Genomic DNA, 15,633 nt, shown 5'->3' with positions numbered 1-15,633 from the left:
GGGGGTGTCGGGCGTGACCTGCCCAATCGTCACTCCCGCCCCGGGATAAGGCACCGTCCGTTCAGCAGCAATCTAAGGCCGTACCGTTATCACGGGGTGACAAAATAGCCTGCCGTGACCACCGCTTCCGCCTCCGCGACGCCTTGGCAGCGGGTGCCAACCGACCTGGTCGCGGCCATGCGACCGCGCCTGCCGGCGGCCGTGCCCGCGATCGCGGAAGCGGTCGCCGCCGCCAACCCGGCCTTCGCGGAGACCACCGGCGCGAAGTTCGACCGCGACATGCGCACCGCCGTCCAGGTCGCCCTGGACCGCTTCCTCGACCTGGCCGGCACCGACGAGCCGGCCCTGCCGCCCCGCATCCGCGAGGTCTTCGTCGCGCTCGGCGCGGCCGAGGCCCGGGAGAACCGCGGTCCGGAGCTGCTGCTCGGTGCCCTGCGCACCGCCGCGCGGCTGCTGCTGCGCACCGCCTCGGCGGCCCTCGCCGAGTCCCGCCCGGTCACCGTCGACGAGATCATCGACCTCTCCGACGCCACCAGCGCGTTCGTCGACGAACTCGCCTCCGCCTGCACCGACGGCCTCGCCCGCCAGCTGCGCGAACAGGCCGGCGAGGGCGACCGCCGCCGGCGCCGCGCCGCCGACCTGCTGCTCCGCGGCGGTGCGCCGGCCGACGTGGCCCGCGAGGCGGTCGCCGCGATCGGCTGGCCCGCCCTGGACCGGGTCGTCCCCGTGCTGCTCCCCGCCGACCAGGCCCGCGACGCCCGGTTCCGCTTCGCCGCGGACGGTGTGGTCGCCGAACGGGCTCGCGACGCGGTCCTGCTGCTGCGCTCCGGCCCGCGCGCGGAACGTGGCGCCCTGACCGAGGCCCTCGACCGCCGGGACGCCGTGGTCGGCCCGGCCCTGCCCTGGACCGAGGTCCCGGAGGCGGTCCGCCTCGCGGAACGCGCCGCCGAACTGATCGGAACCGGCCCGGTCCCGGTCTTCGTCGAGGACCACTTCGCCGCCCTCGCCCTGCGCGGCGAGACCGGAGCGCTGGCCGCGCTCTCCGCCCGGCGCCTCGAGCCGCTGGCCGGGTTGCGTCCCGCCCAGCGGGAACAGCTCCTGGTCACGCTCGAGTCCTGGCTGCGGCACTGGGGGTCCCGGGCGGCGGTCTCCGCGGAACTCTTCGTTCATCCGCAGACCGTCAGTTACCGGCTGAACCGGCTTCGTGAGCTGTTCGGCCCCGATCTCGACGATCCGGACGCCCGCTTCGAACTGCTGCTGGTGCTGACCCAGCGCCGGTGAATCTGCCCCGGATAGCATCGACGCGAAAGGTGGTGCGATGCGGATCGAATTGGTCACCGGCGACATCACGGCCGAGCGGGTCGACGCCATCGTCAACGCGGCGAACTCGTCGCTGCTGGGCGGCGGTGGGGTCGACGGGGCGATCCACCGCAAGGGCGGTCCGGCGATCCTGGAGGAGTGCCGCGCGCTGCGGGCCAGCCGGTACGGCAGAGGGCTGCCGGTCGGACAGGCGGTGGCGACCACCGCGGGGCGGCTTCCCGCCCAGTGGGTGATCCACACCGTCGGGCCGGTGTTCAGCGCGGACGAGGATCGTTCCGCGCTGCTGCGCAGTTGCTACACCACGTCGCTGGCGATCGCCGCCGGTCTGGGCGCGCGATCGGTCGCGTACCCGCTGATCTCTTCCGGCGTGTACCGGTGGCCGAAGGACGACGCCGTCACGCAAGCCCTGACGGCCCTGGACGCCGAGCAGACCACCGTGGAGGTGGTCCGGCTCGTGCTCTTCGACGAGCAGACCCGCCAGGTCGCGGAACGCGTCCATCAGGATTACCGGCGCTGACGGACACGCCACGCTCGGCGGTCAACGTCCGGCTTCGTGCCGCACCGAACGCCAGACGTTCTGTGCCCAGGCCAGGTCGGCCGAGTCGTCGTACATGCAGGTGACGCCGAGCAGGCCGCCGGGTATCGCGGCGTAGCCGTAGAGCTCGTGCTGTGGTTTGCCGTCGACCGTCGCCGTGAGCCAGAACGCGCGTCGCACCAGCTCGCCGTCGTGTTCCGAATCCTCGCCCGCACATCGTTCGGGCAGGCCCCCGCTCATGTTCGTGATGGCCACGTCAGGGCAGTGGTCTGCCGGAACGGTGAACGTCTCGACGTGGACGGTCCGGCCGGGGCCGATGAACCTCACGGCATTGCTGATTTCTCTCGGCCTCAGGCCCGCGGTACGTTCGATCGACCAGGTCGGGGTGATCTGCTGCCGCACCGGGACCGGCAGCGGGTGCCAGATCCGGCTGAGCACGTCGTCCCGGTCCCACACCTCGGTCAGCACCCTGGCCAGCAGGCTGCCCTCCTCGGCGACCAGATAGGGCAGGCTCTTGGCGTCGCGGACCTCGGCCCTGGCGACCTCACCGAGCAGGCCGGCCCACGGTTTGACGGCGTTGGCGACCTCGCCGCGGAGGTTGAGGTCGACGTATCCGGGTTCGGTCCAGACGTTGAGGGCGTGGCGCAGCTGGTCGTCGTCGAGCTTCAGCCAGACCGAGTACGTCACGCTTGCGCCACCGGTGAGGTGCACCGGCATGAGGCAGCGGAGGAAGCCGCCCACGCCCTCGAGCCGTTGGAAATCCTTGTTGCCCCAGACCGATTCGCGTTGCTCCGGAGACAGCGTCAGCAACGCGTCCGGCAGCTCGGATCGGATGTCGAACTCGACACCGTCCAAGGGCGTGCCGCAGCACGAGCAGTCAGGTAGATGATCAGGCACCCGCGCACTCTACGAGGAGCCCGCGCGACAGGCCGCCCCGGTGAGGGGCTGGCCCGACGGTCCGCCCCGGCGAGGGGATAGCTTGTTCGGATGGCTCTTCTTGATGATGTGGCGAAGCGTGACGGCTGGCGATGCTGGGTGTGCGATGAGCCGGTCGACGCCGACATGTCGGTGAACGACCCGCGTGGTCCCAGCGTCGACAGCCGCACCGCCGACCGGAAGGCCAAGGTGACCGAGCGGCTCGCGCACCGCGCCTGCAACACCCGCAAGGGCGCGGTCAAGGTCGTCATCGCCTGGCCGGACCGCCTGCACGTGGTGGAGCCCGCGCCGCTGATCGCCGTCGCCGAGCGGCTCGAGCGCAAGGGCGGCCGCGAGCTGGTCGCCCGCTGCCCGAGCCGGAAGGACGCCCAGGAGGCGGCGGACTGGCTGGTCGACCGATTCTCCCGGTTGATGCCCGGACTGCCGGTGACCGCGAGCGTCGACGCGGGCGGCGGCCAGTTCCTCGTCACCCTGGCGACCGGCCGTCGCTGACGCGACCTGCCCGGCGGGCGGCTCCCGACGTCAGAGCAGGCTGAGCTGGCCGGGGAACGGTCCGTCGTCCAGGTGGTCTCCCAGCTGCCACAGCCGCAGTGTGCCCGTCTTATGGTGATGGGTGAGCCATCGGCCCGGCCGTTCGCTTGCGGTGATCGAACCAGGGCTGAGGTCGTTCGGGTAACGCACCACGGACCGGCACCTGAGGCTTCGTGCGGAGAGCAGTAGGTGCTGCCCGGCGTCGTCAGGGGAATCCTCAGGCCTGAGTGAGATCAGGATCAATTCGTCGGTGAGGAACGTCGCCCAGTCCGTGAACCTCGAACCGGCAAGATCGGACGGCAGTTCAGGCAGGTCGTTGATGTGGCGCCAGGCCAGTACTGATTCGGTGGCGAGGTCCCGTACGGAGAGAAAGCCTTCAAGGTCCTCGGTCAGGTAGTGCGACCCCGCCGGGTTGAAGCCGTCGAGATCGAAGCCGTCCAGCGGGTGCAGCGCTATGCGGCCGTCCACCAGGCTGATCAGGGCGCTCGGTGAAGGGTACGGCCGAGAAAGAACCAGGCCGGTGCGGGCGTCTCCGGGGCGGTGCAGGAAGCGGGCGGCCTCGGGGCCGGCCAGCGGTACGCGGTGGATCTCCCTGCCGCTCGTGGCGTCAAGGGCCAGGAGCTGCTGGGCATCGGCCAACCTGATCCAGAGGACGCCCTGGGCGTCGATGTGGAGGGTGGTATCGCGATTTGTAGCATTATCAGCGAATCGGTCCCAGGCGCTCTGCCAGATGATCTTCCCGGTGTGGTCGACAGCCGCCATCCCGTTGTCGTCGCCGGCCACGACGAAGCGATCAGTGGCAGCGGCGTTGATGCGAGGGCCGTGAAGCGGCACCCGAAGCCGTCGTCGGAGCTGCAGGTCATGGTCGAACAGGCTGACAGCGTTGCAGGTTGGCTCGGTGGCGATCCATCCCACGCCCGCCGCGGAAGTGATATCCCGTACGCCTTCCAGTCGCCGCTGGTTGATCAAACGGGGGCGCATCGCGAAAGGATAGGACCTCACGGATCGCTTCGTTCGAACGCGCTGACCTCGGCAGGATTCTTTCTGCCAGCCGCGCCTGGCTGGGGTCCGCCCAGCCGTCGCTGGCCTGGTGCGGAGATCTCCGCGCGCAACAGTCGCTGCCAGCGTGGCAGTGGCCGCGTGCAGCCCTCGTTGGTGTGCTGGGGGGACTTCCGCGCGTGGCGGTCGTTGTCGGTGGGGCGGTGTTCGCGGTCGGGTGTGTGTGGCCGTGATTGGTCTGGTGTGGGGGCTTCTGCGCGTGGCGGTCGTTGTCGGTGGGGCGGTGTTCGCGGTCGGGTGTGTGTGGCCGTGATTGGTCTGGTGTGGGGGCTTCTGCGCGTGGCGGTCGTTGTCGGTGGGGCGGAGTTCGCGGTCGGGTGTGTGTGGCCGTGATTGGTCTGGTGTGGGGGCTTCTGCGCGTGGCGGTCGTTGTCGGTGGGGCGGTGTTCGCGGTCGGGTGTGTGTGGCCGTGATTGGTCTGGTGTGGGGGCTTCTGCGCGTGGCGGTCGTTGTCGGTGGGGCGGTATTCGCGGTCGGGTGTGTGTGGCCGTGATTGGTCTGGTGTGGGGGCTTCTGCGCGTGGCGGTCGTTGTCAGTGGGGCGGTATTCGCGGTCAGGTGTGTGTGGCCATCATCGGTCTGGTGTGGGGACCTCTGTGCGCAGCAATCGCCGCCAGCGAGGCAGCTCGGTGAACGGCACGACCAGGCAGAGCACGGTCACGGGCGCCGCGGCCCACCACGGCCAGGCCACCCAGGCCGCCACCGCGGCCGCCACGATCTGCAACAGCACCAACAACACGGTTACCGCGCCCGGCACCGGGACGATCACGCCACCCGGCTTGTCTCCCGGCGTACCGAAGACGGTGGGCAGCCCGATCAGCAACACCACCGCGGCGATCGCCAGGATCGGCGAGTACGACCACAGCGCCCATGGGGTAGCCACCCAGGCGATCAGTTCGGTGAGGAAGCGGAGTGCCGATGCGGTGTCGTTGTGACCCGGCCCGCTCTTTTCGATCACAGTGGACAGTCTGTGTCGTCGTCGGCGCGATGTCGAGAGAATCCTCCCAGGCAGACGGCGTCATGCCGAAGCGATGTGGTGGGGGCGTTGTCCCATGACGACGCGGTCGGGCGTTGCTCCGTGACCACGGGGTCGGGCGTCGCTCCGTGACCACGGGGTCGGGCGTCGCTCCATGACGACGCGGTCGGGCGTCGTGTCGGCACGGGGTCACCGCGCCCGATCGGTGAGCCTTGTGTCTGGCACGGGGTTACCGATCCTCGATCGGTGACCCTTCTACCTGGCGCGGGGTAGCCGTGCTTGATCAGTCAGCCATTGTGTGGGACTCGGCGCTGCCTCGTCCGGCCAATGAGCAGGAGACCAGCTGAATCTATCGGCAGAAATCATTTCTGCGAGCCCGATGCTGTGCCCGAAATCGTTGCGGAACTATTGGTGCGCGCATTGCGGAAATTGATTTTGGCATGATCGTCTACTGGCAGGCTGGGCGGGGGCGCGAGAGAATTGATGTCATGGGCCAGTTATCGCTGTTCGGCAGGTCGGAAATCGCTGCGATGCGGGATCGAACCCTCGCGCGCAACTATTCCGCCGAACGCGAAGAATTCCGTCGTGAGCACGAGCGCCACCGTGCTTGGGGCCTTCAGCAGCGCCACGCCGCGAAGCTTCGTCGAATCCGGCAGAGCCGCTCGGGACCGCTGACAGCGCCCACCCCGGAAAGCTCCCAGTCCAACTCCGCCGCATCCACTTCACCACCCGTGATGCCGCCTGCACCGCGAGCGGCCCCGGCCCCGGCCCCGGCCCCGGCCCCGGCCCCGGCTGCGGCCCCGGCTGCGGCCCCGGCTGCGGCCCCGGCTGCGGCCCCGGCTGCGGCCCCGGCTGCGGCCCCGGCTGCGGCCCCGGCTGCGGCTGCGGCCCCGGCTGCGGCCCCGGCTGCGGCCCCGGCCCCGGCCCCGGCCCCGGCCCCGGCCCCGGCCCCGGCCCCGGCCCCGGCCCCGGCCCCGGCCCCGGCCCCGGCCCCGGCCCCGGCCCCGGCTGCGGCCCCGGCTGCGGCCCCGGCCCCGGCCCCGGCCCCGGCCCCAGTGCCGGAGTCGGTAGTGCCCTTGTCGCGGCAGGCGGAGTGGTCTCTCATGCCGCAGTCGGCGTCGGCGCCGACTCGGCGGGTGGTGTCGAAACGGCGACCGCGGATATCGCAACGGAAACGGTCAGTGGCTCCGGTGTCGTGGTCGACGGCTTCTTCGCCGGGTCGGAGGGTGCCGGGGCGAACGGCAGCGGTTCGGTGGCCCGAGGCGGCGCAACCGGTGGCACTGCAGCCTGGCTCGTGGGCTGGGCTGCGGGTGTCGCTTCTGCCTCGATCGGCTTACGGCTGGTTTTTCATGAATGAGGGTGGTCGTCGCGGGATAGTGGTGCTGGTGGCACTCGGCGATATCTGGTATGGCCGGGTTCCTGATGGTTGCTGTGCGGGGGATGGTGTTAAATCAGGCGGAATTTGCTCGTCCTTGTTTCTGTATTTCTTTCTGCCCCAGCGGGCTATAGGGGTTGGGCGAAAGGTCTGCCGAAATCGCGCGCCGCCCCGGGTGTTGGTTTTCGTTTTGCGGGCTGGGGTTGAAATCGGCTGATCTGGATTCTGTTCCGCGCGGCGAGTGGTCAAGGTGGTTACCACCTGGCTGGCCTGCCGGCAGGTGGCGAAGTCGCTGACCGACTATCGGTGACCGATTGTCGTCGGCTGGTGGGCTCTGCCTGGTGTCTGCTGCCCTCTGCCGGATGTTTGGTGCCCAGTCGCTGGTGATTTGGCTCGTAGCCAGTGGTTTTGAGTTTTGCCCGGTGGTTTCGCCTCGTGCCTGGGCCTGGGCTTGGACCTCCTGCTGGCCCGGCGCGTGGGCTTGGTGCTGGGCCGGTGCCTGGGCGTGGGCCTGGTGCTTGGGCCTGGCGCCTGGGCTTGGACCTCCTGCTGGCTCGGCGCGTGGGCCTGGTGCTGGGCCGATGCCTGAGCTTGGACCTGTTGCTGGGCTGCTGACTGGGCTTGGTGCTGGGCTGGGAGTGCTGGATGGCTCTGGCTCGTGGTCGGCGGCTCTGCCTGGTGGCTGGGGTGCTGGGCCGGCGGATGCTGGGCGTCTCGGTTCATGCTGCGTGAGGGGTGCGATTGGAGCGTCGGATGAGGTCATGATGGCGGGGTGATGGACACCGCCGGGCGTCATGAGTTTCGTGTTCTCGCAGCCGCTCATCCCAGGCTTTCCGTGCTGCTTACCGCGGGTCGGCTGGTGCGGCGGCTGCGGCGGGTGCCGAGGATCGGGTGGGTCACCGCTGATCCGTTGACTGCTCGGAGGATTCTCAACGATCCGGAGCATTTCAGCCTGCTTGGTGAGGGTGGGGTGGGGCATCTCTGGGCTCAGGTGCTCGGTGACTGGGTGTACGAGATCTTCGATGGTCCCGGCCACCATCAACTGCGTGCCCGGACCCGCGATCTGTTCACCGACGAGAGCGCTCGTCGGCTGACCGACCGGGTGATCGGGGCGCGGCTTGCGCGGGCCGGGGCTGAACTGCGGGGTGGCGGGACCGTCGACGTTGCCGATTTGGCGCGGGTGCTGGTGGGGCGGATCGTGGCGGACCTGCTGCAACTGGCGGTGGTCGACCGTGATGAGTCGTACCGGGAGATTTTCGCTACCGGGGAGGAGCTTGCTTCGCTGGCTCTTGGGACCACGGCTTCCACCCGTCTCGGGCCGGAGACCGTGGCCAGGGCCAAGGCGATCGTGAGCAGGTTGACCGCCAACGTCGCGGACTCCTGGCGGAGTGCGCCGGCGGAGACGGTCCTGGGTCGCTGCCGTGAACTGGGCCTGGAGCGGCGTCAGGCGGAGGGGTTGGCGACTCTGCTGATGGTCGCCGGCACCGAGACGGCGGCGAGCGCGATGGCCCGGACCGTTGCGATCCTGCACGACACCGGTGCCCAGCATCGGCTTCGCGGCAATCCGGAACTTTTGCCCGACGCGGTTCGCGAGGGGCTGCGGGTGACGACGCCGGCGCCGCTGATCGGACGGGCCGTCTCCGCGGACGTCACGGTGGACGGTCGGTGGCTGCGGGCGGGGGAGCGGGTGCTGATGCTCACCTACACCGCCAACAACGCGGCCGGTGGCTTCGACCTGGACCGTGGTTACCAGCCCGACCAGCGCCAACTCTGGTTCGGTGCCGGTCGCCACCTCTGCCTCGGAGCGCCGTTGGCCCGCGCCGAGATCTCCGGGTTGTTGCGGACACTTCTGGAGACCGGCCGCCCGTGGCGGATCGAGAGTCGGCGCTACCGCCGTAGCGTCCTCATTCCTTCCTACGCCTCGCTCCCGGTCCGCTTGGCCTGACCTTCAAGGGCCTGAGGAAACAGGCTCCTCCCGCCCATCAGGGTGGTCGAACTGTCGGGCTCGGGGTGGAGTGAGCCGTCAAAGTCGGGGGAGGTCGAGCGGTTGCGTCGTGTGGAGGAGTCGTCAGAGGGTGGTTCGACATCCTTGCGGTTGATCTATGCGTCGGGTCCGTTCGGAGATCGCTCTGCGACTTTGTTACAGGTATCGATTGCTCGATGGCGCAAAAAGTGGATCCCGGTCACGACCGGTTTCGTGGCTGCGACGTTGGCTGGTCCATGGGTTGTCGAAAGCCGTACCCGAGCGACGTTACCGACGAGCAGCGGGCTGATCGGTCCGTGCCTGGAGGCATGGCGGGCCAAGCGCACCTCGGTCGCCGGCCGCGTGGACACTTTCGGCCTGATCACTGAAGGTGAAGCTACCGCCCGCCATGCCGCCGAGCAGGTCCGTGCGCGGACGTGGTCACCGGAGCTTTCGGCCGGGGTGTACGAGAATAAGCGCGGTTGCGACGTGAGCGGCGGCGACATAGCCGATCAGGTCCATCTGCGAGTACCAGGCCAGAAGCGGCAGCGGGGCGCCTACGAACGTCACGGCGGCGATACGGAACCAGCGCGGTGAGACGTCGGCGAGCAGACGCATCAGGCTGAAATTCACCAGGATGGCGGGGAGAGTCAACGGTAGGGTCCAGAGCAGGCCGACCAGGGCCTCGAGCGCCGACAACTTGAGCGACATTCCCCTGCTGTCCAGGTATGTTCCCGCCGTGATGAAGGCGAGATTGAACGCGTAGTAGGGGCCAAGATGTGCCGGTAGCCACAGCAGCCAATGAGCGTCGGCGATTTTCTGGCGGCACAGCATGATGGGTGGCGCGGTCACGGTCATGAGAACCCGCTTTCTTGATTCGGATCGCCGGCGGCCAGGTCGCCGGCTGCGGAGAAACGCGTCGGCGGCCGGCACGGTCTGGCAAAGCCGGCGCTGCCGTCAGCGCCACCGGCCGGCGGCGCACCAAGTGGCCAGGACGACGTGCGGTGCCGGTGTCGGGGTAACGCATCCACGCCAGGGTTTATAGCAGTTTAGCAATGAAGCTATCAAGCTACATTGCTAAGCACGGTACGTCGGAGGCGGCGCGCGGCACCCCTGGCCGGAACCCGCTGCGGCATGCGGCGGCGCCGCTTCGGCGGCGGAACCGCTGGCCGGCATGTGATCCGGCAAGGCGGGAGCGGCGGATGTCGACCGCGACGCGCCTTGTTGACCGCCTGGCGACGCGAACACGCAACGGCGCCATGTGGCGTTCCCCGGTTCACGTACTCGGCGGTGGGTGGCCGTCGCTGGACGACGACCGCCGCGCGGCTGACGCATCCTTCGCCGGCACGGACCAGTTCATTGGCAACCGACAGGCCGCCCATGCCGGCTTGAGCTTCACGCCTAACTTCCTGCCGGCCACTGTGCCGACGCCGTTCAGAGCCGCAGGTGTCCACGTAGCCGCTGTTGACCTTGCAGGGGCCTGGGCGGCACGAAGACGATCGGGCCTTGGGTGGTTGGCAGAGTCACCGCAGAGCCTCAAGGCGGTTGGGAGCTGAACCCTGCCCGAGCGGGATATGCTCGGTGCATTGAGTTGCTTATTTGGCTAGATTGCTAGATTGCTAAGGACGAAAATGGATGACATGTCGATCGGCGCCGAGGATGCGAGCGTGTTCCGTGCACTGGCGGATCCCACGCGTCGACAAATTCTCGAAGACCTCCGGCACGGCGAGCTGACCGCCGGCGGGATCGCCGAGCGCTTCCCCATGAGCGGTCCCTCTGTCTCCCGCCATCTCAGCACGTTGCGCTCAGCCGGTCTGATTCAGGAGCGGCGCGAGGCGAACAAGATCTATTACTCACTGGTCCCAGAACGGCTGGCGCTGTGCGTGGGCCGCTTTCTGTCCACGGTCTGCCCCGACCAGATTGTCGTTCGGCAACGCCGCAAGCAGAGTTCCTGAGGGGTATTTGGAGGACGTTCCGGGAGGTTAGGTCCGTTTATGGATCACGGTGAAGATTCCGGGCTGTCTCTCCGTCACGATCTCGCGGTTTACCAGGCGTTTCAGCTTCGCTCGGGTGCCCTCGACGTGTTTCGGTAAAGGCTCGATGCCGAGGGCGAGGCAGACGTCTTTGGCTCGTATGCCGACGGTCGCGGTGCCCAGGATCGCGAGGATCTGCTGGTAGGCGGAGCTGACGATGGTGGGGTCGTCGGCGGTGAACTCGGTCGCGGCGAGGCGCTGCAGCATGGTGCGGGTGGTCGCCAGGTCGCCAGGTCACGGTCGATGTGGGTGAGTTCGGCTGTGAGCAGGGTGATCTGCCCGCGGTCGCTGCTGCGGTGGTCTCGCGTTCGGCGATCAGGCCGAGGATCGTGTCGAGGTGCACCGGCGGGCCTTACGCGTTGCGCCAGGTCGAGGTGCTGGTGCCGGTAAGCCGGCGGACCATGCCGGCCATCGACGCCCACAGGGTGCGAGACACGCTCGATTCAGGGCGGCTCTCGTATTCGCGGGCCAGGCGGCGGTGCGGCATCAGGATGCCGTAGACCTGCTCGACGATCCATCGCTTCTTGATCGCTGGGGTACGGCTTTCGATCTCCCATGACCGGCCAACGCCGAAGCTAGCGGCACGATCATGACCGGGATTCATCTTTCACGCCATCGAGCGATCGCTATCTGTAGCGAACCTGCGGAGCGATCTCCAAACGGACTCAACGTATAGACCAACCCGAAGGATCTCGAACCACCCTCCCAGGTTGAGGGGTCGAGGGGTTGTGTCGTGTGGAGGAGCCGTCAGGTCTGGGGCGGACGAGTCGTAACGCCGGGGGAGAGAGGGAGCTCGCGCCGGGGTTATTGATGCTTTCCCCAGATGACCGAGCGGATCCAGGGGGTGATGTTGTCGGTGCGGGCGGCGTTCTCGGTTCCGGTGTGCGGGCAGCTTGGACCGTTGCTGACCACGCCCGCCAGAATTGGGGCGAGCTTTCCGCGTTCGGTGAAGTACGGGCCGCCGGAGTCGTAGGGGCACGGTGTGGTGTCCGGCTGCGGCGCGTATCCGTGGAGCCCGATGACCGAGTCGGCGACCGATAGCACTGTCAGCTGGCCGGTCCGCAGGCGAGTCGACGGTACCGGGTTGGTGCTGGTCACGGAGCCGTAGCCGGTTACCCGCAGGATCGTGCCCAGCTCTGGGGGCCGGGTGCCGAGCCGGATCGGTCGTACGTCGAAGATCGGTTTTTCCAGGCGGGCCAGGGAGACGTCGGCGGTTGCGGACTGGCGGACCGCGATCACCTTCAGGACGTGGCCGCCGGTGCCGGTGAGGTCGGTGCGGGCGACGGTGGCGGTGGTCAGGTCGGCTACCGGGTATTCGACCCGGACCCCGTTCGCGTCCCGGAAACAGTGACCGGCGGTGATCACCCACTGTGGTGCGATCAGGGCACCGGAGCAGGCGCTGTTGCGCTTGCCGCCGGACGCGGTCGGGATGCCGGTCATGGTCAGTTTGACCGAGAAGCGATACTTTCCGTCCGGCACGGGCTCGCCATTGGCGACGGCATGCGCGGGTGATGCGGTGCCGGCGAGCGTGCAGAAGAGGGTGAGAGCGGCGATGGCCCAGCGGTGTCTGCCTCGCACAGTCGTTTGTCCTCTCCGGACTTGAGAGCAAAGCCGCATCGACAATAGCTGATACGCAACAAGTGGGCCCCGGCGTTGTGCCGGGGCCCACTCTGCTGCGCGGTGGTGCAGTTCAGCGAGGCTGCGCGGTCGTGCAGGTCAGCGAGGCTGCGCGGTGGTGCGGTTCAGCGGGGTCATGCGGTGGTGCGGGTCGGCGGAGCCTCGCGGTCGTGCAGGTCAGCGAAACCGCAGATCGGCGCGGCCTCGCAACGGTGCAGGTCGGCGCGGCTTCGCGACGATGCAGGTCGGCGCGGCTACGCGGTGGTGCAGGTCAACGCGGGCGTAACGGCACTACCGGAAGCGATCAGACCGAATTCCGCAGACGCCCCGGGCTGAAGCGCCCCGTTCCAGGAGACATTGCGTACCGTCACCGCAGTCCCGCTGGTGGTCAGTGTGCCGTTCCAGACCTGGCTGATCGACTGCCCGCTACCGAGCGTCCACCCCACAGCCCACCCGCTGATCGCCTTGCCACCCGCGGTGACCGTGACCGCCGCCTGGAACCCGCCCTGCCACGAACCGGTCACCTTGAACGTCGCGGTGCAGCCGGCGCCCGGGTTCGGCGACGAGGCGGAGGGGGACGGAGACGACGGCGAGGGCGAGGCCGACGAGGACGACGGCGACGCGGTCGGTGAGCTGGTCACCGGCGGGTTCGGCGCGCTGCTGGCCAGGCTGTACGCGAGGTCCGGCTGGAACGACCCGGCCGCGTACCGGCATCCGTCGGCCTCCCCAGGCGGCTTCACCCAGAGGTACGCGTCGACGTCGCCGTCCCCGGTCGCCGTGGTCGGGTAGGTCCCGATCCGCCGGTCGGTGTTGTCGTCGCCGCACCAGTCTCCGGACGCGCCGCCGTTGCGGCTGGTGTCGACGACGAAGTGTTTCCCGCTGATCCCGCGCCCGTTCAGGGCGCTGATGATCGCCTTGCCGTAGCTGACCTCGGCCGAGTTGGCGTTGAAGTTCGACACGTTGGTGTAGAAGCCGTCCGCGTCGGCGACGCCGGCGCCGGCCAGCCTTCCGGCCTGGTCGGCGGCGCTGTTCCAGGCCGAGTGCCCGGCGTCGAGGTAGACCTTGGCGTTCGGGTTCGCCGCCTTCAGTGTGCGGGTGGCGGTGGCCAGGGCCTGGCCGCGGGCGGTGATCTCGGCGGAGCTCAGGCAGGTCTGCAGCGCGATCGAGTCCGGTTCCAGGACGATGATCGCGGTGCGGTTGCCGAGCCCGCCGGCGACGGCTCTGATCCAGGTCTGGTATTGCGTCAGGTCGGGTGCGCCGCCGGCGCTGGCGCCGCCGCAGTCACGGTTGGGGATGGCGTACGCGGTCAGGACCGGGATCTGACCGGCGGCGTTGGCCGCGTTGACGTACGTCGAGACCTCGGATCCGATCGTGCTGAGGTTGAAGTTGCTGAGCCAGTGTGAGGCCGGCTGACTGGCGATCCGGTCGCGGATGACCGCCGTGCGGGAGTCGCCCGGGTTGGCGGCGACCCAGCGGGCGACCGCCGTGTTCGTGTCGCGGTAGAGCGTGCCGCTGATCGTGCCGGCTTCGGCGGTGCCGGTGCCGATCAGTAGTGCGCCGGCCGCGGCGGTGGCGCCGGCGGCCGCCGCGGCCAGCCATCTGGCGCGAGGGGAAATAGTGGACATGGGCTTCCTTCCGGGGAGAAGGATCGACTGGGAGCGCTCCCAACGTAACGGGGTCATCATCCGTTAGCAATCAGTACGACTCGATGTCCCCGCTCGGCGGGGCATCGATGTAACCGCCCCTGCTCCTCGGAGGTGCCCCAAAAGTTTGCGCGACCAGGTGTTTTAGGGCACCCTAAGCAAGGTAAGGCTAACCAAGTAAAGGTCGTCGCCCGATGTTCGTCTGCATTTGTTACCAGGTCCGCGAACACCAGGTGCGCACCGCGATCCGCTGCGGTGCGCGCACGGAGGAGGCGATCGGCGACGCCTGTGGAGCCGGCACCGGTTGTGGCAGTTGCCTTGATCGGATCGAGGAGCTGATCGAGGAGGAGCGCGCCGACACGCGACTACCGTCCGCTGCGTAGCCACTACGCGCAGTACGCTGACCCCCGAATGGTCACATTACGGGGGTATTCGGCATGCAAGGCGATGCACGTGTCATCGAGTTCCTCAACGAGCAGCTCACCGCGGAACTGACCGCGATCAACCAGTACTTCCTGCACTCCAAGATGCAGGACAACTGGGGTTACACCGTGCTCGCGAAGCACACCAGGGCCGAGTCGATCGACGAGATGCGGCACGCCGAGGTCCTCACCGACCGGATCCTGTTCCTCGAAGGGCTCCCCAACTACCAGAAGCTGTCTCCGCTGCGGATCGGCGAGACGGTCAAGGAGCAGTTCGAGTGCGACCTGAAGATCGAGGTCGAGGCGGTCGACCGGCTGCGCCGCGGGCTGGAGTACATGCGTTCGATCGGTGACGTCACCTCGGCCCGGATCTTCGAGGACATCCTGGCCGACGAGGAGCACCACGTCGACTACCTGGAGACCCAGCTCGGCCTGATCGAGAAGCTGGGCGAGGCGCTCTACCTGCAGAACGTCACGGAGCACCCGGAAGCCGGCTGACCGCCGTGGCGAGTGGCGCGGTGGGCCGCCGGCCGGTGACCCACCGAGCTCCGCGCCGGGATCGGCGGCACCCGGACGAGGACCGGCGTCGCCGCTCTCACCGGAAGCCGGTGAGGCTGAGCAGGGCGTACCCGAGCGCGGTCAGCGGCAGCGCGAGCAGCAGGACCCGGGCGCGGCGATGCGCGGCCGGCGTGATCAGCAGGGTGGTCCCGAGGCCGAGAACGATCAGCACGGTGACGTACGCGACCAGGCTGCCGGTCGAGTAGGACGGGTCGCCGATGCGGCCGATCTCCAGGACGGCCTCGGCGAACAGCACGGCGCCGGGCAGCGCGAGGGCGGCGTCGCGAAGAAGCCGCGGGGCGTCCGCGCGACGGGCCAGGGCGCCTCCGGCGCCGAAGACCAGACCCGCCACAACCCCGAGGATCATCCACAGTACGGCGTTGGCGTCGTACAGGTTCGACAGGTCGTCGTGCTGGATGATCGTCGCGGCCAGGTAGTACGCCGGGACAGCGATCACCAGCTGGCCGGCCGCGGCGGCCGCGGAGACCGGCAGGCTCCACCGGTTGAGCAGGGTGAGCAGGAACGCCGCCACCGCCCACACCGCGATCGAGTTGCCGAGCCCGCCGAACGGGAACGGCACGTATTTGATCCAGATGAAGTCGAGGACTCCCAGCAGCAGACCGGTCGCCGGGGCCACCAGGGCCGCACTTCGGGTGATCTTCATGG

16 protein-coding genes and 1 pseudogene are annotated in these 15,633 nt (G+C 68.8%); 7 read left to right on the top strand and 10 right to left on the bottom strand.

Annotated features, from left to right (window positions below; genetic code table 11):
* The first annotated feature begins 114 nt into the window (after window positions 1-114).
* The gene (locus CHC09_RS05730) at window positions 115-1,281 is read left to right on the top strand and encodes a PucR family transcriptional regulator (protein ID WP_239138208.1); all 1,167 of its coding nucleotides are present in this window, start codon (window positions 115-117) and stop codon (window positions 1,279-1,281) included.
* 37 nt (window positions 1,282-1,318) lie between these two features.
* Entirely contained in the window at window positions 1,319-1,837 is a 519-nt protein-coding gene (locus CHC09_RS05725) for an O-acetyl-ADP-ribose deacetylase (RefSeq protein ID WP_089291939.1), read from the top strand.
* 21 nt (window positions 1,838-1,858) lie between these two features.
* Here CHC09_RS05725 and CHC09_RS05720 read toward each other — a convergent pair whose 3' ends face one another.
* Window positions 1,859-2,752, bottom strand: coding sequence for a DUF2199 domain-containing protein (locus CHC09_RS05720; RefSeq protein WP_089291938.1), 894 nt, complete (start codon window positions 2,750-2,752; stop codon window positions 1,859-1,861).
* 90 nt (window positions 2,753-2,842) lie between these two features.
* Between CHC09_RS05720 and CHC09_RS05715 the strand changes: the two genes are divergently transcribed.
* On the top strand, window positions 2,843-3,283 hold the full coding sequence (locus CHC09_RS05715; protein ID WP_089291937.1) for a hypothetical protein: 441 nt from the start codon (window positions 2,843-2,845) through the stop codon (window positions 3,281-3,283).
* A 30-nt stretch (window positions 3,284-3,313) separates the two neighbouring features.
* On the opposite strand, the gene CHC09_RS05710 is transcribed toward CHC09_RS05715, so the two are convergent.
* The 3 genes from CHC09_RS05710 to CHC09_RS48310 form a co-directional block, all read right to left on the bottom strand.
* Window positions 3,314-4,291: a PQQ-binding-like beta-propeller repeat protein gene (locus CHC09_RS05710; RefSeq protein ID WP_239138209.1), complete on the bottom strand. Its 978-nt coding sequence runs from the start codon at window positions 4,289-4,291 to the stop codon at window positions 3,314-3,316.
* Between the two features lie 660 nt (window positions 4,292-4,951).
* Window positions 4,952-5,338: a hypothetical protein gene (locus tag CHC09_RS05705; protein ID WP_203833070.1), complete on the bottom strand. Its 387-nt coding sequence runs from the start codon at window positions 5,336-5,338 to the stop codon at window positions 4,952-4,954.
* Window positions 5,339-5,853: 515 nt separating this feature from the next.
* Window positions 5,854-5,985: a hypothetical protein gene (locus CHC09_RS48310; protein WP_275407860.1), complete on the bottom strand. Its 132-nt coding sequence runs from the start codon at window positions 5,983-5,985 to the stop codon at window positions 5,854-5,856.
* A gap of 1,716 nt (window positions 5,986-7,701) precedes the next feature.
* Between CHC09_RS48310 and CHC09_RS05695 the strand changes: the two genes are divergently transcribed.
* Complete coding sequence (locus tag CHC09_RS05695; RefSeq protein WP_239138211.1) at window positions 7,702-8,676, top strand: cytochrome P450; 975 nt, start codon at window positions 7,702-7,704, stop codon at window positions 8,674-8,676.
* Between the two features lie 459 nt (window positions 8,677-9,135).
* On the opposite strand, the gene CHC09_RS05690 is transcribed toward CHC09_RS05695, so the two are convergent.
* Window positions 9,136-9,552: a hypothetical protein gene (locus CHC09_RS05690; protein WP_089291933.1), complete on the bottom strand. Its 417-nt coding sequence runs from the start codon at window positions 9,550-9,552 to the stop codon at window positions 9,136-9,138.
* Between the two features lie 773 nt (window positions 9,553-10,325).
* Between CHC09_RS05690 and CHC09_RS05685 the strand changes: the two genes are divergently transcribed.
* Window positions 10,326-10,649: a metalloregulator ArsR/SmtB family transcription factor gene (locus CHC09_RS05685; RefSeq protein WP_203833073.1), complete on the top strand. Its 324-nt coding sequence runs from the start codon at window positions 10,326-10,328 to the stop codon at window positions 10,647-10,649.
* A 27-nt stretch (window positions 10,650-10,676) separates the two neighbouring features.
* Here the strand turns inward: CHC09_RS05685 and CHC09_RS05680 are convergent, their stop codons facing one another.
* The 4 genes and pseudogenes from CHC09_RS05680 to CHC09_RS05665 all read right to left on the bottom strand — a co-directional run bounded on the left by CHC09_RS05680 (window position 10,677) and on the right by CHC09_RS05665 (window position 13,969).
* Window positions 10,677-10,934, bottom strand: coding sequence for a hypothetical protein (locus CHC09_RS05680; RefSeq protein ID WP_239138212.1), 258 nt, complete (start codon window positions 10,932-10,934; stop codon window positions 10,677-10,679).
* A 145-nt stretch (window positions 10,935-11,079) separates the two neighbouring features.
* Window positions 11,080-11,256: pseudogene (locus CHC09_RS05675) on the bottom strand (IS5 family transposase); the annotation flags it as partial.
* Window positions 11,257-11,531: 275 nt separating this feature from the next.
* On the bottom strand, window positions 11,532-12,305 hold the full coding sequence (locus CHC09_RS05670; RefSeq protein ID WP_239138214.1) for a S1 family peptidase: 774 nt from the start codon (window positions 12,303-12,305) through the stop codon (window positions 11,532-11,534).
* A gap of 293 nt (window positions 12,306-12,598) precedes the next feature.
* The gene (locus tag CHC09_RS05665; protein WP_089291931.1) at window positions 12,599-13,969 is read right to left on the bottom strand and encodes a glycoside hydrolase family 6 protein; all 1,371 of its coding nucleotides are present in this window, start codon (window positions 13,967-13,969) and stop codon (window positions 12,599-12,601) included.
* A gap of 212 nt (window positions 13,970-14,181) precedes the next feature.
* On the opposite strand from CHC09_RS05665, the gene CHC09_RS05660 reads away from it, so the two are divergent.
* Together CHC09_RS05660 and bfr are read left to right on the top strand one after the other, a co-directional pair.
* Window positions 14,182-14,370 (top strand): (2Fe-2S)-binding protein, encoded by a 189-nt coding sequence (locus CHC09_RS05660; protein ID WP_089291930.1) that lies wholly within the window; start codon window positions 14,182-14,184, stop codon window positions 14,368-14,370.
* 54 nt (window positions 14,371-14,424) lie between these two features.
* Window positions 14,425-14,907, top strand: a complete 483-nt coding sequence (bfr, locus tag CHC09_RS05655; RefSeq protein ID WP_089291929.1) for a bacterioferritin — start codon at window positions 14,425-14,427, stop codon at window positions 14,905-14,907.
* A gap of 97 nt (window positions 14,908-15,004) precedes the next feature.
* Here bfr and CHC09_RS05650 read toward each other — a convergent pair whose 3' ends face one another.
* Window positions 15,005-15,631, bottom strand: a complete 627-nt coding sequence (locus tag CHC09_RS05650) for a DUF6518 family protein (RefSeq protein ID WP_089291928.1) — start codon at window positions 15,629-15,631, stop codon at window positions 15,005-15,007.
* Window positions 15,632-15,633 lie beyond the last annotated feature (2 nt).

The sequence above is a fragment of the Actinoplanes regularis genome, from assembly GCF_900188005.1.
Taxonomy (GTDB): Bacteria; Actinomycetota; Actinomycetes; order Mycobacteriales; family Micromonosporaceae; genus Actinoplanes; species Actinoplanes regularis.
The sequence above is the reverse complement of the archived record's forward strand: the minus strand, read 5'-3'. Positions and strand labels throughout refer to the sequence as shown.